This is a genomic window from Chloroflexota bacterium (assembly GCA_016219275.1).
Taxonomy (GTDB): domain Bacteria; phylum Chloroflexota; class Anaerolineae; order UBA4142; family UBA4142; genus JACRBM01.
Genome location: JACRBM010000043.1, coordinates 55359 through 79286, shown reverse-complemented (window position 1 = coordinate 79286; position 23928 = coordinate 55359). Strand labels below are relative to the sequence as shown.

Sequence of the window (23928 nt, the reverse complement as noted above, 5' to 3'; positions counted from 1 at the left end):
TGAAATCGACAGGACGTTCGTATCGTTCTATAATCATGCTGGCCTCCGAGGGTTAGGATGGTATTCGGCAATACCAATCTTACTCCCTCGGTGGCCTGTGGCAAACTACGCTATTTCACATTTTCCAACAAGAACTAATTAAATAGGAGACTCTGCCTTATCCATCCCTGTGTTCGCAACCTGATATGGGATGGTAGTTGTTTCTTTATCTCATCCAGATCGATCGCTCTCGGCACACTGAGCACACGCAAGTTTGGCAGGCGCTGAAGAAAGGTAAACTCAACCATGTCAGTGTCACCCAGATCCAACTGAGTTACCTGTTTCAGATTAGTGATCCAGGATAAATCGCCCAACTGCTTGCACCCATTTAGGGAGAGGTGCCTTAGCTTAATCAAGTCTCCTAGCCGGTTCAAGGAATCAAGCTTGGGACAATTTGTAATCACCAACTCTTCCAGGGACTGGAGTTTGATGAGAGGACTCACATCAATTTGCTGCACCAAATCAGAGAGAACCAAGCGTCTCAATTTCGACAATCCGCCTAAATTCTCAAGAACTTGAATGCGTTTACAGTTGGTTAGTTGTAAGTACTCCAAATCTGTCAGATCGACCAAGGCATCTAACCTTGCTATTTCTTGACACTCATTCAGCAACAAACGGCGAAGCTTCCTCAATTCCTTTAGTGGTCCAAGATCATTCACTCGGAAGATGGCTCCCAAATTGAGTGTATCGAGTTTCTTCAACTGTGAAAGTGGGCTTAAATCATTTGCCGTAATTTCTCTGCTCGCCAGATTTAATTTGGTCAAATTCGCCAAGTTCGCTAAAGGAGTAATATCTCCCAATGGGCCACACCATAACAAACTAAGATCTGTTAGCCCCGTCAACTTTCCTAGAGGAGTGAGATCAGAAAGTTTTGGGCACTGGATCATCCATAATCGTGCCAACCTTGAAAGATGGGAGATGGGAGAGACGTCATTGACCGATAATGCGTTTCTGATCCGCAAAGAGGTTAAGCGGTCAAGATACTCGAACCCATCAAGAACTGAAACTCGATCAATGTCAAGTGTTGTGTACGAATTTAATACTTTCTCTGCATACTCCTGGCGATCAAAAACATCCCAAGCTCGAATGAGTTCATTTGTAACTGCACGACGACCATCGTTTGAATATCCCCTCAGAGCATCAAGTGCATCATTGCTGCCGACTAAAGCAAGAGTCCTCACGCATGCTGCAGTAACACGTCCTTCGTATCTTCCTCTCGTTTTCTGCCAACTAAGATAAGGTACTACCAAGTCTCTTGCTGAGGATAATGCCCGTGCCTGCGTCATGTTACGAGGTGGAATGAGTCCCCGCATTCGCTTATCTACTTGAGCGCGCACCTCTGGTAATAAACCAACTGCTGTCTCTAAACATGCCACAGCGAGTAGATGCAAGCTTTCGCGGTGTGCTGAATCCTCATCGCCAAGTTTGATCAGTTTTTCTACAATTGAGTTGCGAACCTTGTTTCCAGCTAAACCGGCGGCAAGGATAATGACCTCATGCCATCGATCATCTTTTGCTGACCCAACCAGAAACTCAGAGTCGTCCTCGTCCAGTGCGGCTTTAGCGGCTAGGAATTCCTGAAACGTGCGATGAGTAAAATCGAATGAATCAGAAACGGGTTCCCTGACAATCCCGCTTCGTTGAACAAAGAAACGGTATGTTCCATCAACGAATCGCTCAGATTGAAATTCACGCATCTCCCGAATTTCGCGAACGAGACGGCCAAGTCTCTCTTTCACTCGATCACTGGGTACCTCAGACAATCCATTTTTCAGCATCCAATAAGCAATGTCTTGTAAAAGTGATTTCTTCTGGCGGTAGTTCAAAGCAGGAAAATCGCTCAATGCCACACGGCGTTCAGTGTCACGCCTCTCTAATAGCATATGGATACCTGCTTCGTACAATTCAATTCGATCGGACGGAAGTTGTTGCCGGCGGTCACGATGTAGTGCGCAGAGCATAGCGCAGAGGAGAGGATTCGTCGCAAGACTACGAATCGAGCGATTTTCCCTCATAGTATACTTGAGTCTTGATGCCAATTTCTGAAGTTCTGCTCGTTCTTCTGGATCTCTTAATTCTTCGCGAACTGCAGAATGCCAGTGGTCAATGAATTCATCAATTGCGGCAGAGTCCATCTCTTGAAGCTCTGCTTGTCCAAGACTAAGATTTTCGAGGTTTTTTTCAGCGACTGCATATGGGCGCGAGGTTACAATATATCTTGCATGAGGAAAAGCTTGGACAAGGTTTTCCAACCATCCGTAGAACTCTTTCCGACTTGCTTCCGGGATTTCATCAACTCCATCTATCATTACTATTGCTCGCCCTGATTTTAACTGACTATGTACCCAGCCATTAGGCATAGTGTCTGCAATCATTGGGGCGACAAATCTCACAAAATTCTCTGGCGCAGGCAATGAAATCGTTGGAGTTAGAAATCTCACAAAAGATTCTGGTACAGGTAACTTGGTTTCAACACACTGGCGCAAAGAAATAAAGAATGGAATGGTTCTATTCCAGCCAGTTAAATCATCTGGAAAATCATTTCGAGCAGAATGAACTGCAATCCACTGAAGCAACGTCGTTTTTCCTGATCCCGCCTCTCCACGAACAAAAAGCCTCTCGGAATCTGCAAGAACCTTGTTCACCGATTCTGATTCTGCATCAGACTCATCTGGCATCTGAACAGATGAAGAAGATTCTGTCACAGAGGCAAGTCGTGGTTCGTTCGCAGAAATGGAATTGTCATTGTCAGATTGTTTCTTAGATGAATCTGTCTCACGTTGCACACTAAGGGCTATATATGCAACTGTCAGTTTATGCCGTGAACTCGCGCTAGTAGCATCAACCCCAAATAATTCAAGTTTATCAAGGTTGCGAACCACTTCCTGGCGGTAGTCCGCTTCAAACTGCGATACTGCTTGTTCAGTAGATTGACTGCTAGCACGTATGTGGCGCACTTCTTCCAATATGCGGTCAGTAATGGCAAGCAAACTATCTTCTCTTTTGAGTACTTCTGCAAATGTGCGTTCCGTAAATGTAGGAAGTTGCGACGCAATATCAACAATGAGGCGACTTGTTTCCGAAATGATTCGACGATAGAGGGATTCTTCGGGTTCTGAGAAGAGATTCGTTGTGCCAGGACGATTACCCAATAGATATTTTGCCAACTCTGTTGGTTCCAGATTACGCTCAATGAGGAGTGCTGAGTCAATCTTTGCTGTGTTCAATGTATCCGCAATGGCTAGCGCAACGGCAGATTGCCCATTCTCGTCTATTCCAGCGCTTTCAAAAACGGGAGCTAAATTTTGTGCGACCTGCTCACCTATCGCTTCGAATTGCCTTTTGGCTTTCTGTTGCGTAATAATATCCACTGTTTTGCCTTTGAGTAGGTCAACCAGCGAAGAGCTAACATCTAATGCAATCCCAGCATCTTTCAGCCAGAGTTTGAGAATTGATTTGGCAATTGCTGGAGCAAGCTGAAGCGTGAGCGTTTCAAGTAGTGCCATTTTATCCTCCGTATGAATTTCTTTTTTCTCGCACCAGCATCGGCTTGGTCAGCGCATCCGCTTCAAACCAATGTTAAAGCTAGGCAACGCGTTTCATAGAAAAAATTCTTCCCACTCCACCGCTACCAACTCCGGCACTTCCTCCGCCAGATAATGTCCGCCGGGAAGCGCATGCCCGCACACATCGTTTGCGACCTCACGCCAATCGTCAACGGGCGAGAAACATTTTTCGATGACGCCGTGCTTGCCCCACAACGCAAGCATCGGGCACACGACTTTGCGTCCAGCCGCAATGTCCGTGCGGTCGTACTCCAAATCAATGCTCGCAGACGCGCGATAATCTTCGCAACTGCCGTGAATCGTTTCCGGCGTAAAGCATCGCAGATATTCGTTCAACGCTTCGGGCGTGAACGGCGCGAGACCCGCACTACCGCTCCCAATTTTCTTGAGCATGTAAAAGCGCGCGTCCCCGCCGATCAATTTTTCCGGCAACGGTTTGGGCTGAATGAAAAAGAACCAGTGATAGTACGCGCGCGCAAATTCCTGATTCGTGCTCTCGTACATCTTCTTCGTCGGCGAAATGTCGAGCGTAGCGAGTTTCCACACGCGTTCGGGATGGTCCACCGCGAGCCGATGCGCGACGCGCGCGCCGCGGTCGTGTCCCGCGAGAAAGAATTGCTCGAATCCCAGTTGGCGCATCAGTTCGACTTGGTCGCGCGCCATCACGCGTTTGGAATAGTTGCTGTGATCGAGCGCGCCTTCGGGCTTGCCGCTGTCACCATACCCGCGCAAATCGGCGGCGACGACGGAGAAAGATTGCGCGAGGCGCGGCGCAACCTTGTGCCAAATCGCGTGGGTTTGCGGATAGCCATGCAACAACAAGAGCGGTCGCCCGTTCCCGCCGACAACCGCGTTGATCGTCACGTCGCCAACATTGATTTGCACGCGCTTGAAAGATTCAAACAAGAATACTCCTCAAAAAGGATCCGCGTTCATCCGCGTTTATCCGCGTCCAAATAATTGTGGTTGTGGATCCGTGGCATTATGTTTTCTTTGCTCACGTCCCTGGCTCGCCCATCAACCCATCCTCGTACCCGGCATCCGGCGGCAGGTCGTCGCGCGCCGCCATGCGCGTCGCCAACTCATCGCAACGTTCGTTCTCCGCGTTGCCTGCGTGCCCGCGCACCCATTCGAATGTTACATCGTGCTTTTGCGTTTGCTCCCACAATTGCAGCCACAAATCCATATTCGCAACCGGCGTGTCCTCGCGCGTGCGCCAGCCATTTTTTAACCAGCGTTTGACCCAGCCATTCATCATCGCATCGCGCACGTATTTCGAATCGGTATACACCGTCACCGCGCAATGCCGCTTGAGCATTTCCAAACCAACGAGCGCCGCGGTGATTTCCATGCGATTGTTCGTCGTCAAGCGAAAACCGCCGCTCACCTCTTTGCGATGCGCGCCGTGCATCATCACCGCCGCGTACCCACCCGGACCCGGATTGCCGACCGACGATCCATCTGTGTAGATGACGACGCGATCCTCATCATCCTTGCGAGTCGCGCGAGAAATCTCGTCGCCAAAATCCAGGTCTCGGCGAGAAACCTGTAATCTTTTTCGTTCGGCGCGTGTCGCGCTGTGCGGTCGCTCGCCAATATCTTGCGCCAAAAATTTTTTCGCCTCGGCGCGCGTGCGAAATCCCTTAAAGATCGCGTCGGCAAAACCCTTGACCTGCACTTCGCACTCCGCCCAGGTCTTGTAAATGCCGGGCGCGCGTCCTTTTTTCACCGCGTAGAAATCGTAGGGTCGCTTTGCCATTGGTCTCTCGATCCATCACCGCGCGCGCTTAAATACCGCCAACTCGATGGAGGATGCGCGACCCAGGAATCGGTCGAAGCGATAATGGCTCGCCAGGTATTCTTCGACTTGCGATGCCGCGCCGCGAAACGCACGCGCGTTCGTCCACCGGATCGGCGCGACATCGTTCCGTAAATTCAGGATGCCTACGCTCCACGCGCCTTGTGGAACGAGCAACAACGCTGGCGCATCCGCATCCAATCGCGCGATAAAATCGCGCGCTTCGGACTCGTTCTCGCCCAAACCGGGGTCTTGATAATCTTGGCGCAACGGATTGCGTCGCTCGGTCAGATAGTAAACGCCCGCGAGTGGTCCAAGCACCGCAATCGAGTCCTCGCGTTGCGAATGCTCGTTCACGTACTGCGCGACCTCGCCGAGAAAATCACGCGACGATTGATAAACCTTCACCGAGCCATACGGCGTTGCCATGCTCGCGCGCGCGTTCGCGCTCAGGTCCAATCGCGCCTGATACACTCCCACGATCAACGCCGCGCCGACGATTGCGCCGAACAAAACCGGCTGACGACGCCAAGACCATTTCGGAAATTCAGAATCGAGCAGAGCCAGGAACAACACCAGACCCAGGATTGGCGTCAGCCCACCGATCAGCATATTGCGTAGTTGAACGAGCAAAACGCCGACCAGTACGACGAGCAGTGTCCACTGCGCGCGCGTCGCCGATTTGCGCCGCACCCAACGCGCGAGCAAACGCACGCACACGAGCGCGACGCCAAGCGATATCGCGAGATAAACTTGCGCGCTCGCCGAAAGAATCCACGCGCCAGTTCCCGTCGCACGGACACTTTGCCACAGCCCAGCCAAATCGAACGCGGTCTGATCGCGCAAGCTCCGCGCCAGCCAGCCACTGTAAAACGCGACGAACAACGCGACGACACTTGCGAATAGAACCCAGGTTTGCCAGCGCGTTCGCCCCGCCGCGCCGAGCGACCGCGCGGCGAGAATTGCCAACGCCGCGATCAAAAGTTTGAGCCACGTGTCCAGCCCATTATATCCAATCAGCGCATCAAGGGCGAATCGCCCGCGTTCGTAGCCGGACAAGCCCGCCCACACATTCGCCCATCCCGCCGCAATCGCGAAATAGGTATAGACCGCGCCGGCAATACCCAGCCCGCCAGCCAGCCCGCCGAGAATCTCGCGCGTCGCGCTGCGATTGTCCGCGTCGCCAACACGCACGCGCGATAATCCAAGCGCGCTTACCACGCTCAAGCCAAACGACGCGAACGCGTACTCGGGTTTGCTCAACCAACTCAGCGCGACGCCCAACGCGATCAACGCGATGGTTGCGAATCGGTATCGTCGTTCGCCCGAACCCAGGATGCCCCACAACCCGAGCAGAACGCCGAGCACGCCTGACGCGATGCCCGGCGTGTACGCGTTGAGAAAGAGCAGATACGTCCCGCATCCAAGTGTGACGAAAAGCGTGGCAATCAGCGCGCGCCGCCAATTCAAAACGTACCGATGAAGCGCATACAAAATCATCGTCGCGCCGGTCGCCATCGCCACATTCAGCGCGGAATAGTACGCAAGATCGTTCCGCGCGAGTCGCATCAGCGCGCTCATCAGCATCACCGGCAACGGACCGTACATCCACAACACATCGCGATAGAGTACATCGCCTTGCGCGACGCGTTGCGAAACCTGGAGAAACCACCCTTGATCGGCTTGGATTCTGGGAAAGTGTGACCAACCGAACCACGCATAAAAAATAGTGGACACGGCAATCAAGCCCACGATGCCGAGCCACTCCAGCGTGACCGGGGAAGAATTGTCCGCGCGGTTCATCCGTCGCAAAGTTTTTCCATCATGGCTCGTTCAAGCGCGGCGCGCGTTGGCGATTCATCCGCGCGATCATCGCGAGCATAAACCCCGCGGCGGTCAGCGCGGCAAGCGCGACCTTGGTCACATCCACAATCGGCTCGACGCGCACGGCGCTGGGCGTCACGACGATTGCCGCGACCGGGCGCGCAAACGCGCGACCAACACCACCGCCGCCGCCGCCGCTGCCCATATTCGTTTGCGCGTCCTTGCCGCCGCCCGAGCCAGCGCCGAACGCAACGACCGTCAGCACCTCGGCAGCAGGAACGACCAACGTGTCGCCGTTTTTGATCGGCTCGGCGTACACGGCTTGAACGTTTGCCGCGTCGGCAAGTTTGTTCAACGAATCTTGGACGATCCGCAATGATGCGCTTGGATCGTACGGGATGGTTCCCGGTACTTCTTGTTGCAGAACGATTTGCTTTTCCATCGTTGTATCTCCATTCATTCGCGCGTTCGCCTGTTCAGCGCGACAAAGATCGCACCCGCGATGCACAACATCGCGATAAGCAACTGCGCCAGCCGCGTCACATCGCGCACCGCGAGTGTTTGCGTATTGCCGTCTCTCGTTCGCACGATCACCGACGTTGGACGATTCCACACCGCGCCGCCAAACGGCAGGTTGAGTGAGATCGCGCGCGATTGAACGCGAATCTCTCTGCCGTTCAACGCGATGGGCGCGCCAGTGCGCGTTTCGATTTGGATAAACGATTTTCGATTCACGTTTTGCATCTACCCAGTTCAACCTTGCGAAGGTTTCCTATCACTTTGCCGTGACATCGCGCCTTCAAACCTTCGCAAGGTTGAGCAGTCGCCACATTTCATGCATCACTTTCGCACGACCGCATCGTACAACTCGCTCTGCCGTTCCATCGCCCGCGCGTAGATCGCGTGCCGCGCCGCGTCCGGCTCAATCGTCGCGCCGAGCGTCGCGGGCGCATCGTCGAATGAATTGATGATGCCGAGCGCCTTGAGCGCGAGCACCGCATCGCCGCGGCTCGTCGCTTCGGTTTCGGCGGACGCGATGACCGGCGCGTTGAGCACATCCGCGATGATTTGTACGAGCGTCGGCGAATTCATCAACGCGCCGCCGCTCGCGATGACCTCGCGCGCGTGCGGCGCAGCGCCGTGCAACAATCCAAAAATCAAGCCGAGCCGATACGCCATCGCTTCGAGACCCGCACGCAAAATATCTATCGGCTGGGTGTTGAGCCGTAACCCCGCGATCGCGCCGCGCGCGTCCGCGTTCCAATTCGGCGCGCGTTCGCCGGCGAGAAACGGCAGCATCGTCAAACCGTGCGCATCCGGTTCCATCGCCGCGAGTTGCGTTTCGATTTCGGCGCGGCGCAATTTTAAGGTTGCGCGCATCCACGAAAACAACGCGCCGCCTTCGCTCAACGCGCCGCCGACGAGTTCGTGCTCGCGCGTCACGCGATACGCCCAGAGACCAGGGGGAATCGTGACCAAACCTTGCGAAGGTTGCGAACCTTCGCAAGGTTTGGTCACGCGCATCGCGCTCGTCGTGCCCATCGTCAGCGCGATGCGCGACGCGTTCACGCAACCGCTGCCGATGTTCACCGTCGCGCCGTCGCCGAGCGTGGGCAAGAACGCGGCGTCGCGCAATGCCGCCCAGCGTTCGGCGGACCTGCCGCGCAGTTTGCCCACGCGCGTGTCGTAATCAACGAGCGGCGACAATTGGTCAGGCGTAATTGGTAATTGGGAAACGAGCTCCTTGTCCCACGTGAGTGCGCGCCGATTGAGCAAGCCCGTCCACGACGCGACCGAATAACTGCACGCGCGTTCGCCCGTCCACCGCCACAAAAAATATTCGCCGAGCGACATCCAGTAGCGCGCGCGTTTGAATTCCTCCGCGCGTTGTTGCGCGAGCCACAAAAAGCGCGCGGGCAAATAACTGGAATGAAAGAGCGTGCCGACGCGTTGATGGTTCGCTGCCTGATCGAACTGCGCGCGGAGCGTCGCAACCTCGCGCGCGTTGCGTGTGTCCGCGTACGTAAACACCGGCGTCACCGCGCGACCGTCCGCGTCCACACCCAGGACATTCGAGACGAGCGAATCGGACGCAACCGCGACAATTTGCTTGGCGCGTCGTCCGGCTTGCGCCAAGACCTCATCTATCACGCGTTCCGTGTGGCGCAGCATCGCGTCGGCATCCAATTCGTTGCCGCCGTCTGGCGTCGTGCGTACTTTGTACTTGACCTGCGCGTCGAGTCCCTTGACCGCGCGCGCATGTTCATCGAACACCATCGCGCGCGTGGACGACGTGCCAATATCGAGAGTCAGAACGAATTTCTGATTTCTGATTTCTGATTTCAGATGTGCCTCCTAGAATTTATAAGATCATCAATCATCAATCTGAAATCATAAATGGTTCGTGTCGTTCATCAGCATCACGACAAAATTATCGTCGCGCTTTTCAAAAATGTTGATGCACGCGTTGTCCTGGCGAATGCGCCACAACGCGTCGGTGGGGATGCCCAGGATTTTGCACAGCAACGCGTGGCAGACGACGCGATGCGACACGAGCGCAATCGTTTCGCCGGCGTGCTTGGTCGCCACATCTTCCAACAGATTGTCGAGCCGCGCGTGCACCATCTTGAGCGAACCGCCCTTGGGGAACTTGACCTTGCCGGGTGTCATACGCCATTTTTCGATGACTTCGGGAAACGCTTGTTGCGCCTCCTCGGTCGTCATCCCTTCGAGCGCGCCAAAATCAATATCGAGCAACCCAGGATGTTGTTGCACTTCGAGTTGTTGCGCCTCCGCGAGAGGTTTAGCGGTTTGCAACGCGCGTAGCAATGGACTCGCGTAAATCGCCGCGATTTTTTCGTTCGCCAAACGCGCGGCGATCTTTTGCGCTTGCGCCAATCCCGTATCGTTCAACGGCAAATCCGCGCGTCCGCGAAATCGTTCGACGCGATTCCATTCGGTCTGACCGTGACGGATCAGGATGAATCTGGTTTTCATTCTTTCTCCATTTTCGATTTCCGATTTTCGATTTGCGATTTTGCCCAATCGAAAAATCGGCAAACGAAAATCAGATCAACAACCAAAGCGCGATTGCGGCGACGATGCCCATGCCGCCGCCAAAGTAGAACGGCGCGGACGCGCCGAACGCGTTCCACAACCAACCGGCGAGCAACGAAGCCGGCAACAAACCGACGCCGACAAACGTCGCATGCAAGCCGATCAGCGTCGCGCGCATGCCAGCCGGCGCGATGTCGGACACGAGCGCCTTTTCGACGCCTTCGGTCAACGCATAGTACAAGCCGTACGTCGCGAACAAGCCCCACAGCGCGAGCGGACTGGCAATCGCAAAACCAAAATACACCACGCCGTACGTCAAATAACCCAGGACGAGCAAACGCTTGCGCCCGACGCGATCCGACAAACGTCCGAGGGGCCACGAGCCGAGCGAGTAAACGACGTTGAACACGAGGTACATCAAAATCGTCGTCGCCGTGTCAAAGCCGAGATCGTTGGCGCGCAACAACAAGAATTGATTCGACGAGTTGCCCAACGCAAAAATGAAAATGATCACCAAAAAGACTTTGAGTCGCCGGTCGAGCGCGTGCCAGTGCGTACCCAAGTTCGTCCACCAAGGTTCCTTTTTCTTCTGCGGCGCGGCGCGCGGCGCGATTTTCTCGCGGACGAGGAACAGCGCGAGGACGCCTAGTCCGGCGGGAACCAACGACCACAAAAAGATCGTGCCGAACTCGGTATGGTTCGATACGAACAACAGGTATGCGAGAATCACGCCCAAACTCGCGCCCGCGGTGTCGAGCGCGCGGTGCAAACCGAACGCGTTCCCGCGATTCTGCTCCGTCGTCGAATCGGCGATCAGCGCGTCACGCGGCGCGGTGCGGACGCCTTTGCCAAAGCGATCGCTCAACCGTCCGGCGAATACGATCTGCCACGACATAGAAAAGTACAGCAAGACTTTGCCCAGGGTGCTGAAGGCATACCCGCCAATCGCGATCGGCTTGCGGCGTTGCCAGCGGTCGGACCACGCGCCGGAAAAAACGCGGAGCAAACTCGCAATACTTTCGGAAAATCCTTCGATCAACCCAACAATTGCCGGCGTTGCGCCGATACGCGCAGAGGTGAGATAGAGCGGGAGCAGTGGGTACACCATTTCGGTGCTGACATCGGTGAGAAAACTGGCGATACCAAGAATGATAACGTTGAACAAATTGAACTCCTTTGGCAAGCGGTTGGATTATATACTGAAGCCCCACACGCGTCAAAGGAATTCACCTCCCTCTGGCTCCCCCCGCTTCGCCGGGGGAGAATGGGTGGGGGTTTCCTATTTTGCAAAAATCGCCAACTATGCTAGAATCGGGCAAGTTCCAAAAGAGAGGTAAGCCCATTGAATCAACGACCGACTAACTCATTTTTGCGCGCTCTCGACGCGCTCCTCGAAGGGCGCCCCGGCGCTTGGTTCATCAACATCGTCGCCATTCCCCTGATGATTTTGCTCATACTCGTACTTCCCCCGCTCGCTCTACCGCAGCGCGTGCTGAGCGCCGGTTATACCGGCATCGCCGGCAATCGCGGCGGCGGTGTGGCAGTCGAAGACGGCACCCAGTTGTCAATTCCTGCGAATGCTAGCAAGAGCGGCGTCAGTATCAAACTGTCGCGGATGACCCGCGACGCGTTCCTCAAGAGTTCGCTCGCCAAGGACTTGCCGATCATGCTCGACGTCAAGAGCGCGGCATATCAGCCGAGCATCCAAGGCGCCTTGCCGGCGCTCGCGATCATGTCTATCGTTTTGCCAGAGGAAATTGATCCGATCGCGACGCTCGACGTGTACGGTTACAACGGCAAAAAGTGGATCAAGATTCCATTTCAGATGTACCTCGAAGAGGATCGGCTTGAAGCGTACCTGACGAGCTTCGTGCCTAGCACGGTCGTCGTCGCGCAGACTCAAACGCAAGCGCCTGCTATCGGCACCGATGTCGCCGTCAAGAGTCCGTTGCCCGCGCCTGCCGCGCCGCTCATCGCGGAAATTACCCCGCTCGGCTTGACGATCGCGGTAGACGGTGGCGTTGCCGGGAGCGTGCCCGCGTTCCCCGAAGTGGGGTCGGGCAGTCCTTATCAAGTTCTGCCGACCATCGGCAATTTGGAAGGCGCACAATCGCGCGCCGATCTGGTCGAGGCGATGATCGGCGACAAGACGATTCGCGCGCAACACATCCAAGTGTTGGTAGACCTCGCGGTAGATAAATTGTATCCTGGGTTGAACGTGGATTATCAAGGCGTCAGCCCGGACATGCGGAATGACTTTACCACCTTCGTGCGCGAATTGGCGCAGGCGCTCCACGCCAAAGATAAAATCTTGAGCGTCACGGTACCCCTACCCGCGCAAAAAGCGCAAGATGCGTGGGACAGCGGTGCGTACAATTGGGACACGCTCGGGCAACTCGCCGACATTGTGCGAATTCCAATGCCCGCCAATCGCGGCGCGTATGCGAACGATCCATCCGAAGTGCGTTTGTACTTGCAGTGGGCAGTCGGGCGCGTGGATCGCTACAAGTTGCAGTTGATGGTCTCGATGATGAGCCGCGACGAGTTCGGCAATTCGTTCGCGCCGATTCCCTTTGCGAACGCGTCCAAGTTGATCGGACCGGTCGCCGTTCCGCCGACCAAGCCAGAGCCAGGCGACAAGGTCACGCTCGAACTGCCGAAACTGCGCGAAGGCGGTGGACTCAAGTTAGACGAGGCAAGCGGACTCTACACCTTTACTTACAAAGACGACAAGGGACAAGCACACACCGTCGCGCTCGAAAACGCGGAGAGTCTGGGGCGCAAAATCGCGCTCGCGCAAGAGTTCAATCTGCGCGGCGTCGCGTTGCGCGACCTGGGTCCCGACACCGTCGAGCCGCGCGTGTGGGACGCGCTCAAACAATATCGCGAATCGCAAAGCGTCGCGTTCAAAGGCGCGCCGGTCATTACCTGGCGCGTGGATGGACAGAACGTTGGCAAGTCGCCCGCCGGCGATCCCAGGTTTGTGTGGACCGCGCCGAATCAGCCGGGCGATTCACGCGTTGAAGCCGCACTCTCACTCGACGATGGCAGAACTTTAGCAGGCACAACTGGGAGTACGAACGTCAGCATCGCGCGCGCGCCCACGCCGGTGCCCACACCCGCGCCCGCGATTCCACGACCAACCGCCGCGCCCGTCGCACCTGCCGCCGTTGCCGCGCCGCCGAGCGCGTTTCGCGGCAAGAATTTGTTCGCGTATGGCGCACAGTTGAACTGGACGAACAGTGACAATAACGCGGAAATGTCCACGCTCAATTCGATGGGCTTTACCTGGGCAAAAGTTCAGATTCGTTGGTGCGACGCGGAAGGCGGCGGTAGAGGTAACATTGACTGGAGCCAGATGGATCGCTTGATCGGCGCGGCGCAGTCCAAAGGCATCAAAGTGATGTTCAGCGTTGTGTGCGCGCCAAACTGGTCGCGCGCGGATCGCGGTGCGGGCGGATCCGGTCCGCCGGACAACATGCAAGACGCGGCAGACTTTATGGGCAAAGCCGCCGCTAAATATTGCGGTGGCGCGCTTGGCGCGATTGAAGTGTGGAACGAACACAATCTGTTGACCGAGTGGCACGGTAAACAGATCAATGCGGCGCTGTATATGGACATGCTCAAGAAATCGTACACGTCCATCAAAGCGGCGTGTCCTGGCATCGTCGTCGTCTCTGGCGCGCCCACACCCACCGGCGTGATGAGCGACACGGCGATTGACGATGTCGTGTTCCTTCAACAGATGTACGCCAACGGTTTGAAACAATACTCGGATGCGGTTGGCGCGCACCCCAGCGGTTTCTGCAATGCGCCGGACGCAACGGTTGGCACGATGAATCCGTGCGGTGGGCAATACGGAAACCATCGGTCGTTCTTTTTCCAAGACACGATGAAGGCGTACCGCAACGTGATGGTTGCCAACGGCGACGGAGACAAACAAATCTGGCCCACCGAATTCGGTTGGGGCGTGCATTCCAGTCCGCATCCGGGGTACGAGTACGAAAAATTCATATCCGATGGTATTCAAGCCCAGTGGCTCGTCAAAGCATATCAGATGATGAAGGCATGGGGCTGGGTCGGCGTTGCGATTCTATGGAATCTCGATTTCATGGATATGAACAACGAGACCGGCGCGTTCCACGTCGTCGGTCGTCCGGCAAAAGATGCGTTAGCCGGCATGCCGAAATAGTGACTTGATCGAGTAAGCAAATCGTCAACCGGCGCGCGCCGCAAGGTGCGCGCCGGTTTTTGCTTTGACGCGTCATTATGCGTGATGTATAATGCGCCCGATGGAGGAGGCGAAATGCAAACGATAAACAAGTTGACCGTTTCACAGCTTGAGACATTGATCGAACGGGTCATCGAACGAAAGATGCTTGAACTGTTCGCCGATCCGGATCGAGGTCTTGAATTGAAACCAAGTGTCAAGGCAAAATTGCGTCGTTCAATTGCGGCGACACGCCGTGGTACGCGTGGAATCCCAGCAGAACAGGTCGCCAAAGAGTTGGGCTTGAAATGGTAAAGCCGTACGCGGTTGAATTCGGACCCGAAGCGCGTGAATCTTTGCGCCATTTTGGAAAATCGGACAGTCAACGCATCTTGAACAAGATCAAGTGGCTCTGTGAAAACTTGGATGATGTATCCCAGGAATCCTTGTCCGGCGAGTTCAGAGGATTGTTCAAACTTCGAGTCGGAGACTATCGCGTCGCATACACACTTTCACATGAAATGCGGTTGATCACGATTCACTTGATTGACCACCGACGTAGTGTTTACAAACGCCGGTAGTGGGGCGAAATAGTCATGTGGTTGAGTAATCAACGGTGTGTGCGACGAAACACATCATCGCTTCGCGACACTGCCTCGGACTGGTTGAGGAGAATAGTATGGCAATGATGGTCCGCAAACAAGTCCATCTTAAAAAAAGTCAAGCCGCGACATTGAAACGCCAAGCGCGTTTGCGCGGGGTCAGCGAAGCCGAATTGATTCGCGAAGCGATTGAACGCGAGGTTATCGCCCTAGCGCGCCCCCAAACTGCAACTTGGACAAAGGAACGCGCCTACATTCAATCGTTGATCAAGCAAGGTCCGGTTCCCGGCAAGCGAACGTGGACACGCGAGGAACTATATAAATACGGAGACCCGTCAGGTCGCTTGCGCGAAAACTGACGGGTCTTGATTTTATCGCCGCGTTTTGCGGCGCAACATGCCGTCTCACTTTCTTTACGCCCGCCGCTTTTCAAATTTTTGGATTTGGGTATAGTATTCTTCTAACTCTTGGGCATGGTGCAATAGTTCCGTTAAGCTCGACCGCGATTTGATCCGCATTGCCTGCTCGTACAGGTCTTGATACATCTGCCACTTTTCGTCCGTCGTGTAACGCCCGCGTTGCAAGACCTGGGTCACGAATTTTTCCTCGTTCCACGCTTGATAATACGCGAGCGCAGCGCGCCATACTTGTTGATCCATCGCCGGCATTTTTTTCCTCGCGTGTGATTATAGTACGCCCCGCGCGGCGCTGCCAACGCGTTTGCGTTTCTCTTAACCTCGTGTATACTTTGGCTATGAATCATATAGACCCCACGCTCGTTTTTACGCAACACAAATCCGGTTTTGCCGCGATTGTCGGCAAGCCGAATGTCGGCAAGTCCACACTCGTCAATCGGTACGTCGGCGCAAAAATCGCAATCGTCTCGCCCAAACCGCAGACGACGCGACGCGCGCTGCGCGGCATCCTCACGCGTCCGGACGCGCAAGTTATTTTCGTGGACACGCCCGGCATCCACAAACCCTTGCACAAGCTCGGCAGCACGATGGTGCAAGCCGCGACGCGAACGATCAACGATGTGGACGTCGTTGTGTTCGTCGCCGATGGTTCGCACCTGCCAACCGAGGAAGACATCCATATCGGTCGCTTGCTCAACGATAAATGCCGCGCGCCGGTTTTGCTCGCGCTCAACAAAATGGATTTGCTCAAACCCGAACATGTACAGGAAAACACCGAAGCGTTCTGGTCACTCATCAAGCACGAAGATTGGATGCGCGTTTCGGCTCAACGCGGCGACAACTGCGATAAACTGCTCACGCAAATTCTCGCGCGCTTGCCGGAGGGTCCCGAACTTTATCCCGCCGATCAAGTGACCGATCAGAATTTGCAAATGATGGCGTCCGAGTTGATCCGCGAGCAAGTGCTCAAACACACACGCCAGGAAATTCCGCATTCGGTCGCGGTCGCGATTGAAGAATGGCAAGACCGCCGTGACGATCTCACGCACATCGGCGCGACGATTTACGTGGAACGCGATACGCAAAAAGGCATCATCATCGGCGCGCGCGGCGCGATGCTCAAACAAATCGGGCAGGACGCGCGCAAAGAAATCGAAACCTGGGTCGGGCACAAGGTGTTTTTGGAACTGTGGGTCAAGGTCTGGGAGAAATGGCGCGAGCGCGGCGATAGTCTGCGCGAGCTGGGATATTCGAACGAATAATGCAGTAGGGGCGACGCTTGCGTCGCCCCTACTGCATTTATCCAATCAACAACCCACCCTCGGCGAGCGCATTCACGTCTGCGCGCGTCACGCGCTCGCCCACAAGCAACGGCGGCAGAAGCAAATCTACCACATTCGTCTCGCGCGATTTCACGCACCCAGGCGCGCCGATGATTGGGATATCCAGTAAACCTTCGCAAGGTTTGTACGCGAGCAACAACAAATTCCCCGGCTCCACCGGCGCGCCGTACACCTCGATCATGCCGCCGGCGTTTTGAATGCCCCGCGGCGTTACGTCGTTCGCATCCATGATCGAAGTTTCGCCCGCAATCACAACCAATTGCGCGCCGCCGCCGATCACCCCGCCCAATGTCCCCGCGAGCGCGTCCGCGTCTTCGTCCACGTACGCTTCGGCGATCACCCGCGCGCCCAGGTCTTCGAACCGCGCGCGGAGCGGCGGCAGAAAAATTTCTTCGACGCGCGCGCGCGCGTTCTCGCTCCCGGTCAGAACAATCGCAACGTCAGAACGCGCGACCGGCGTGATGCTCAACACTGCGCCGATGTCGTCTGCCGTGCGCAGGGTCGCTTCGGGCAACGCGAGTCCAACCGTCTTGAGCGTCGCAATCATTTTCTTCGGCGCGACGCGTGTGAATCCCAGTATCGTCGCGAGCGTAACGCCGTCTAATTCGTTGATGCGTTTTAACGCGTCCCGATTCACGCGCAAAAAGCCGGCATGATTCGCGTAAAGATTTATTCTGCCCCCGCTCGGCTTGCTCGCCTCGATATGATTGCCGATGAGCGTGCGCGCCAGTCGCGTCGCCGCGTCATCCTCGCGCACGTCGCCTGGTTCGAGCATCGCCGCGTACACCGTCGTCTTGCCGAGCGCGCGAATTTTCGCGATATCGTCCGCGTTGAGTTGACGACCTTTCGCCAACACCTTGCGCCCGTCCGCGCCCGTGATATTGTGGACGAGAATCGCGCCGAGCGCGTCATCGAGCGGAATATTTCGCAACTGCATATTTCCCTCATTTCCCTGATTTCCCTGATTTCCCTCACCCAGGAAATCAAGGGAAATGAAGGAAATGAGGGAACTCAAGGAACTAACCTTTGATCACCGCGAGCGGTTCAAGCCGCGCGACTTTTTTGCCGATGCCGGCGCGATGCACGACCTCGACGACGCGCGACACATCTTTGTACGCTTGCGGCGCTTCTTCCGCGAGACCCGGCATCGAGCCGGCGCGAATGACGATGCCGCGCGCGCCCAGTTCCTCGCGCAGTTGTTCGCCGCGCACCTCGCGTTTCGCGCGCGCGCGACTCATCACGCGACCCGCGCCGTGACACGACGAGCCGAACGTTTGCTCCATCGAACCGGCGGTGCCGATCAACACGTAGGACGCGGTACCCATCGAGCCGGGAATCAGCACCGGTTGCCCGATGTCGCGCAGATCGCTCGGCAACACCGGCGACCCAGGACCGAATGCGCGCGTCGCGCCTTTGCGATGCACGCACACCTTGACGCTCACGCCGCCAAGCGTGTGCTCTTCAATCTTGCCCATGTTGTGCGCGATGTCGTAAATCTGGAACAGCCCGAAATTTTTAACGACGCCGGCAAACACCTCTTCAAACGAGCGACGAATGTGATGCGCGAGCACCTGGCGATTCGCGAACGCAAAATTCGCGGCGCACGCCATCGCTTTGAAGTACGCTTGCCCTTCGTCTGACTCGAACGGCGCGCACACGAGTTCACGATCGGGCAATACGATTTTGCGCGCAGCGTCGCGCACGACGCGTTGAAAATCGTTCACGTAATCGGTGCAGACTTGATGACCCAGCCCGCGCGAGCCGCAGTGAATCTGCGCGACGATTTGTTCGGGGAACAAGCCGAGCGCGTCCGCGACAGCGTCATCGTACACCACCGCAACGCGATCCACTTCGATAAAGTGATTGCCCGCGCCGAGCGTGCCAAGTTGATGCTTGCCGCGTTCCTTGGCGCGTTTGGAAACGAACGCCGCGTCCGCGTGATACATGCGCCCGCGTTCCTCGGTGCGATCCAGGTCTTCTTGCCGCGCAAAACCTTTTTTGCGCGCCCACTCGGATCCCGTTTCCAACACTTCGTCGAGGTCTTTGAAACCAAGGGAAACGCTTCCCTCCGACCCGACGCCGCTCGGACAATTTTTGTACAGCGCGGTGGCGAGGTCTTTGATCTGCGGTGCGATTTCTTCCGCGCGCAACTCCGACGCGAGCAGGCGGACGCCACAGTTTGAAACGACAAAACCGTTGGCGATGAAATTATGATCGTGATGCGCGACGGTGAAATCGTACACCGCATCGTCGAAGGGAACCACTTCGACGCATGCAATGCGCGACCAAACCATTCCACTTGCGCCTAGCCCGGTAGTAGCCCGAGCGCGATATTCGTCGAACATCGCAAAGTTGGTGGCGACACGCGGCGCGGTGTCGCGTCCTTCGTACAACGAACGTTCGATAAATCGTTCGTTGACCTCCGGCGTCGTGAGCCGCGCAAAGATTTCTGCGCGCGCAACGCCAGCCCCTTGCATCACCACTGCATCCGCGGCGGCGCGCGCGCGGCGCGTTACAATCTCGCGCTTGTGTTTGATATATTGCAGCGCGACGTTAGCCAACGCGCGGCGAGACTGATTGTATTCGAACCCGACCTTGCTCCAAAGATTGATCAAACTCTCCGGCTTGGACGACAATACAAGGCGCAAACGATGCGATTCATTCTCGATGCGCGTGCTGATCGTTTTCGTCTCGACGCCAAACTCGGCAAGGAGTTCCGATACCGCGCGGATAAATCGTTTGCCGCTGGCGACGAATGGTTCGCGCTTGGTCATCGAAAGCATTGGCGTGTAAAAGTTATAGTTCCGCATTTTGAATGGTTTGGGTGCGGATAACTCTGCGCCAAACAACGCGGCGAGGAACAACCGCTTCTGCCACAGCGGCGCGGACATCAACCAAGTCGGCATTTCGAAATCTTGACGCGTCTTGTTGCCGACCGGCGCGCCCAGCGCGGCGCACAGCGCGGCAAACGCGGAACTGCTGACTTTGAACGCCGTCTCGGTCGTCTCGATTTGGTAATCGGCGTAAAACGTTTTGATCGCGTGGTTGCGCTCACGCGCATAGATACGCGATGGAGTGAAACCTAGTGCCTGCACGTCAGCGCGAATCTTTTCCAAATCTTCCGGCTTGCCCCAGAACCAAGTAATCCCATTGCCGCGTTTGCCGGCGAAATAAATCGTGCCATCGCCCCAAACGTAACCGAGCAAACGGAGCAAATGGGGTATCTGGCGCGCGGTCAGACGCAAAGGCAACAAACCGCGACGATTCAACTGATTGAGAATTTGCGTGTCGGAATTGCCGCGCGAATCTTTATCGTGCAGTTTGAGTATTCGCAAAATCGCTTCGCGATCCACGACGATTTCGTCGGATGGTTTTTCAAAAGGCACGCCGGCAAAAGGATAGAGCGCAACGCAATCCCCCGGGCGAATGTTCGACAATGCGACCATTCCTTCCGGCGTCCAAAATGGATGATCGCCCGTTGCTGTGATCGTGTCGCCGGTATCAGTCGTGACGCGGTAAACGCGCGCGCGGGGCTTGAGTTTGAGAAAGCGAACGATGCGCGTGTCCATCGCGCGTTCGTGCGAGAAATCTTGGCAGACCAGCGTATCTTGTTGCCAACTCGACTCCATCTCGGCAATCGGAACCGTATAACCAAAGTGGTGCAGAACACGCGAATCGCCGGCAAGGCAGTTGATATCGTACCCGATCGCACCCGGCGAAATCACGCCGTCCGGCATTTGCGTGGCGAACACGCCGCCGACCGGCGCGCCGTACCCTTGATGCACGTCCGGCATCGCGATCGCGTACTTGACGACGCCGGGCAAGGTCGCGGTGTTGACGAGTTGATTCACCGATTCGTCCTGCAACGCGTCTTCCACCAATTCTTCGTCCGCGTACAGCCGCGCCGGCACACGCATATCTTCGCGATAATTCTGCGGCACCTGCCAGACATTCTCGCTAATGCGTTCGAGGTCTTGTTTGCGAATCATGTTACCTCCAGCAATCAGTCAACAGTCAACAGTCAACAGTTAACGCGACAAACTATTCACTGTTCACTGTTCACCGTTTACTGCCCACTGCCCTACACATCCACCACCACCACCGCTTGCCAGCCCTCACGCGTTTCCTCGATCTTCAAATTATGATACGTGACTGCCTTGATGACCTTGTCCATCGCGATGCGCGGCGAGCCGAACACGCGCGCGCGTAATTCGGTTGGCGTGAGCATTTCGATTTCGAATCGCGTGTACGTTTCGCGATGCGATTCTTGGAACCACAGTAATTCGCTCAGCCAGGTAACGAAAAGCGCTTCGAGATCTATCGCGCTCAATTTGATTTCGCGCGCGATTTCCGGCGCGTCGTCCGCGGCGCGCGCACCTTGCAACGCAAACAACGCGTGCGCCGCGTTCGCGAACAGCTCGCGCGGATCGCGCCCGAACGCGCGAAACGACCAATCGGCAGTGTGGGGAATTTCTTCAAAACGTTTCATCACGCGTATTATAGCACAGACACAATAGTTGAGTCTTGCAAAGGTTTGAAGGCGCGATTCAACGCGAATCAAATTAGGCAGCGAGAGACGACTAGAGTGGGAAGGTGTTTGATAACCTTTGCAAGGATGGACTTGTTAGCGCGGGATGATTAAGGTTTGTCCAACGTAAATGTTGTAATTCGAAAGACGATTCGCCGCCATGATCGCTTCGACCGAGGTGTTGTATCGCCGCGCAATCGAATAGAGTGTGTCGCCGGCGCGAACAACATAGGTGGTGGACGCGGGCGACAACGTTGGAATGAAGGTTGCGGTTGCCGCCGCGGTGGACGTAGGCAGTGGAGTAAAAATCAACGTGGGTGTGGGCATGAGTAGCGCCGTTGGCGGCGGCAGCGCCGGTGTCGCGACAACGGGCGGTCTGGTCGGCGCGGGCGCGGTCGGTCGCGGCGTCGCGGTTTCCGGCGCGGCGGCGGACACCATCACGAGTTCCAGAGTCAGCAGCGCATTCTTCTCGCCTTGCGCCAAATCGAGTACGGTGACGAGGACGCCGGGAATCTGTGTTTCGCGGATACGCGAGACAAACTCGACGAGTTGATTCGACGAGCCACGCGCCTGCAAACGCACCGTCGTCACGCGAAATAAATCTGCGCCCGCCCCGGTCGGCGCGCCTTGTGGCGCGCGCGTCGGCGTGAAAGTAACCGGCGGGCGTGTGGCAGTGGGACTGAGCAACACAGTTGGTTGGCTGGTTTGGGCTGGCGGCGCGGCGGGCGCGGCAGGAACTGTCGGCGTGATGGTGCGGGTGGCAGTTACCAGTGGAGTGGGCGTAGGCGGCGCAACACCCGCGCGCACGCTCGTCTGCAAATCAATAATCGTCACGTGACTGTCATCCGCGTAAAGATACAACCGTTTGATGTAATCGCTGATTTGCGCGTCGGTCAGAAATACTTTGGACGCGGCGACGAGCGTCGCGCGCGCATTGTTCAATTTAGTTTGTAAACTGTCCGGGCTTTCGGGCAAAATCCCGCGCGCTTGGGCGGCTTGGCGCGCATCCGTCACCTGGGACGCGAGTTGATTGCGCGTGTTGAGCGTGGGAGCAACGAGCGACGTGTAGAAATACAAATAGCCGAACCCAATCGCGATGATAAAGACGCCAGCGAGAATCGCGTAAAGATTTCTTTGCAAGTAATCTGCCGTGCCCGCCGGCAGCGACGGCAAGCGGAGTGTGGGCAGTCTCATTGCAGTTTCAACTCCAAGACCAACGTGAACTTGATCGTCATCGGGTCGGCGTGAACCACGCGCGCGTCGTCACGCGTCCCAGGAATGAACGCGGCAAGTTTGAACGCGGGATCGCGGAACGCGCCCGGCGCTTTGGTCGCGGTCGGCGTGAAGGTGCTCGTCGGCGTTGGCGTCGCGGTTGCGGTGTGCGTGGGAGTGGGCGTCACGGTGACGGTTGCCGTCGGCGTCGGCGTGGGAATGCGCTCCTCGACTGTGATGCGGTACGTCTTGTCGCTGCCAAACACCGGCAAGCGATTCGATATGGTGACGAACGCGAGTTCGTTCGCCCCAGTTTGCACGAACGAAACGTACGATTCGTACGGGCGGTTCGGACGATCATCATTCTCGTAACTTTGTCCACCGACGCGCACGCGCAGAAATGTGTCCACGCCCATCGCGAGATCGAACGTGTAGATATCGTACTGGCGTCCGCTCTTGGCTTCAAACCAAACGACGTCAAAATCGCCGTTGGGATAAAAATTGTGCAGTTGCGGCGCGAACATGAAAAGCGGTTTGGCTTCGGCTTCCGAATTGTCCGGCTCGTACTGGTCGCGCGGTTCAGTGGTGCTTGTCGGTGTGACAGTAGGCGTCGGCGTGTTCGTCGGCGTGCTCGTGAGTGTGGGCGTCACGGGCACAGTCGTGACCGGCGCACGCGGCGTCGGCGATGGGAACGGCGTGCGCGAGGGAATTTGGGTCCACGTGGCGGCGGGTGTGGGGACGACGGTCGGCGTGCGCGTTTGGGTGACGACCGGCATGGACAGGAATTGTTGCGATTGAATCGTGACACGCGTGAAGAGTTTCGATTGCTCGAGTGAACTGACGTACCCAAGCAGAACATCATCGCGCGCGGCTTGACCGTTGACGATGATCGAATTGTTGGTGAGCGTGAGCGAATTGATTTCGAGAAAGTTGGAATCGTACTGTTGGATCGCCGCCATCACTTGCGGCAAATTGGGACGCGGCGCGGCGAGGGTGGGATAAACGAGATTGACTTGCGCGAGTTGCGCCTGCGCTTGCGCGAGCGGCGTGAGCACGCGCTGCGCTTCCGGGAACGGCGTCGGCACGCTCGTCAGCACGGCGCGCAAAGCGGACAACTCGCTGCGGAGACTGCCCGCGTCTTCGGTCAGCGTCGCGGAAAAAAAATACAGCGGCAAAAAGAAAAAGCCCATCCCGACCGCCACCAACCAAAGGATGAGCGTAGTCCGCGTCAGACGACGCGCAGTGGTTGGCTCGGGTGTCGGTGTGGGAGAAGGAGGCGGCTTGGACGCCGCGGCAGGGCTGGGATTTTTCGGTTGCATCGCGCCCACATTGT

20 protein-coding genes are annotated in these 23928 nt (G+C 56.4%); 5 read left to right on the top strand and 15 right to left on the bottom strand.

Features of this window, described 5'->3' with window-relative positions:
- Positions 1 to 134 precede the first annotated feature (134 nt).
- The 9 genes from HY868_11535 to HY868_11495 form a co-directional block, all read right to left on the bottom strand.
- A complete protein-coding gene (locus HY868_11535) occupies positions 135 to 3545 on the bottom strand; it encodes an NACHT domain-containing protein (protein MBI5302762.1) in 3411 nt (1136 codons plus the stop codon).
- A gap of 93 nt (positions 3546 to 3638) precedes the next feature.
- Positions 3639 to 4511 (bottom strand): alpha/beta hydrolase, encoded by an 873-nt coding sequence (locus tag HY868_11530; GenBank protein MBI5302761.1) that lies wholly within the window; start codon positions 4509 to 4511, stop codon positions 3639 to 3641.
- Between the two features lie 91 nt (positions 4512 to 4602).
- Positions 4603 to 5364 carry a ribonuclease HI gene (rnhA, locus tag HY868_11525; protein MBI5302760.1) on the bottom strand — a complete coding sequence of 254 codons (762 nt, stop codon included), beginning with the start codon at positions 5362 to 5364 and terminating at the stop codon, positions 4603 to 4605.
- 15 nt (positions 5365 to 5379) lie between these two features.
- Positions 5380 to 7215 carry a hypothetical protein gene (locus tag HY868_11520; GenBank protein MBI5302759.1) on the bottom strand — a complete coding sequence of 612 codons (1836 nt, stop codon included), beginning with the start codon at positions 7213 to 7215 and terminating at the stop codon, positions 5380 to 5382.
- Between the two features lie 10 nt (positions 7216 to 7225).
- Positions 7226 to 7669, bottom strand: a complete 444-nt coding sequence (locus HY868_11515; protein ID MBI5302758.1) for a hypothetical protein — start codon at positions 7667 to 7669, stop codon at positions 7226 to 7228.
- 14 nt (positions 7670 to 7683) lie between these two features.
- Positions 7684 to 7971 carry a hypothetical protein gene (locus tag HY868_11510; protein MBI5302757.1) on the bottom strand — a complete coding sequence of 96 codons (288 nt, stop codon included), beginning with the start codon at positions 7969 to 7971 and terminating at the stop codon, positions 7684 to 7686.
- 96 nt (positions 7972 to 8067) lie between these two features.
- The gene (locus HY868_11505) at positions 8068 to 9504 is read right to left on the bottom strand and encodes a gluconokinase (protein MBI5302756.1); all 1437 of its coding nucleotides are present in this window, start codon (positions 9502 to 9504) and stop codon (positions 8068 to 8070) included.
- Between the two features lie 114 nt (positions 9505 to 9618).
- Entirely contained in the window at positions 9619 to 10224 is a 606-nt protein-coding gene (locus tag HY868_11500; protein ID MBI5302755.1) for a histidine phosphatase family protein, read from the bottom strand.
- Positions 10225 to 10294: 70 nt separating this feature from the next.
- Positions 10295 to 11449: an MFS transporter gene (locus HY868_11495; GenBank protein MBI5302754.1), complete on the bottom strand. Its 1155-nt coding sequence runs from the start codon at positions 11447 to 11449 to the stop codon at positions 10295 to 10297.
- A gap of 177 nt (positions 11450 to 11626) precedes the next feature.
- Here HY868_11495 and HY868_11490 point away from each other — a divergent pair, with 177 nt between their 5' ends.
- The 4 genes from HY868_11490 to HY868_11475 all read left to right on the top strand — a co-directional run bounded on the left by HY868_11490 (position 11627) and on the right by HY868_11475 (position 15455).
- Positions 11627 to 14476: a hypothetical protein gene (locus tag HY868_11490; protein ID MBI5302753.1), complete on the top strand. Its 2850-nt coding sequence runs from the start codon at positions 11627 to 11629 to the stop codon at positions 14474 to 14476.
- 114 nt (positions 14477 to 14590) lie between these two features.
- Positions 14591 to 14809 carry a hypothetical protein gene (locus tag HY868_11485; protein ID MBI5302752.1) on the top strand — a complete coding sequence of 73 codons (219 nt, stop codon included), beginning with the start codon at positions 14591 to 14593 and terminating at the stop codon, positions 14807 to 14809.
- Complete coding sequence (locus HY868_11480; GenBank protein MBI5302751.1) at positions 14803 to 15075, top strand: type II toxin-antitoxin system RelE/ParE family toxin; 273 nt, start codon at positions 14803 to 14805, stop codon at positions 15073 to 15075. The genes HY868_11485 and HY868_11480 overlap by 7 nt, the downstream gene beginning before the upstream one ends.
- 98 nt (positions 15076 to 15173) lie before the next feature.
- Complete coding sequence (locus HY868_11475; protein MBI5302750.1) at positions 15174 to 15455, top strand: ribbon-helix-helix protein, CopG family; 282 nt, start codon at positions 15174 to 15176, stop codon at positions 15453 to 15455.
- A 54-nt stretch (positions 15456 to 15509) separates the two neighbouring features.
- On the opposite strand, the gene HY868_11470 is transcribed toward HY868_11475, so the two are convergent.
- Positions 15510 to 15755: a hypothetical protein gene (locus HY868_11470; GenBank protein ID MBI5302749.1), complete on the bottom strand. Its 246-nt coding sequence runs from the start codon at positions 15753 to 15755 to the stop codon at positions 15510 to 15512.
- Between the two features lie 95 nt (positions 15756 to 15850).
- Between HY868_11470 and era the strand changes: the two genes are divergently transcribed.
- A complete protein-coding gene (gene era, locus HY868_11465) occupies positions 15851 to 16774 on the top strand; it encodes a GTPase Era (GenBank protein ID MBI5302748.1) in 924 nt (307 codons plus the stop codon).
- Between the two features lie 37 nt (positions 16775 to 16811).
- Here the strand turns inward: era and HY868_11460 are convergent, their stop codons facing one another.
- The 5 genes from HY868_11460 to HY868_11440 form a co-directional block, all read right to left on the bottom strand.
- Positions 16812 to 17792 (bottom strand): molybdopterin-binding protein, encoded by a 981-nt coding sequence (locus tag HY868_11460; GenBank protein ID MBI5302747.1) that lies wholly within the window; start codon positions 17790 to 17792, stop codon positions 16812 to 16814.
- A gap of 82 nt (positions 17793 to 17874) precedes the next feature.
- On the bottom strand, positions 17875 to 20844 hold the full coding sequence (locus HY868_11455; protein ID MBI5302746.1) for an RtcB family protein: 2970 nt from the start codon (positions 20842 to 20844) through the stop codon (positions 17875 to 17877).
- A 92-nt stretch (positions 20845 to 20936) separates the two neighbouring features.
- Positions 20937 to 21344, bottom strand: coding sequence for an archease (locus HY868_11450; GenBank protein ID MBI5302745.1), 408 nt, complete (start codon positions 21342 to 21344; stop codon positions 20937 to 20939).
- A gap of 135 nt (positions 21345 to 21479) precedes the next feature.
- Positions 21480 to 22577 carry a LysM peptidoglycan-binding domain-containing protein gene (locus HY868_11445; GenBank protein ID MBI5302744.1) on the bottom strand — a complete coding sequence of 366 codons (1098 nt, stop codon included), beginning with the start codon at positions 22575 to 22577 and terminating at the stop codon, positions 21480 to 21482.
- A complete protein-coding gene (locus HY868_11440; protein ID MBI5302743.1) occupies positions 22574 to 23914 on the bottom strand; it encodes a hypothetical protein in 1341 nt (446 codons plus the stop codon). Before HY868_11440 ends, HY868_11445 begins: the two co-directional genes overlap by 4 nt.
- Positions 23915 to 23928 lie beyond the last annotated feature (14 nt).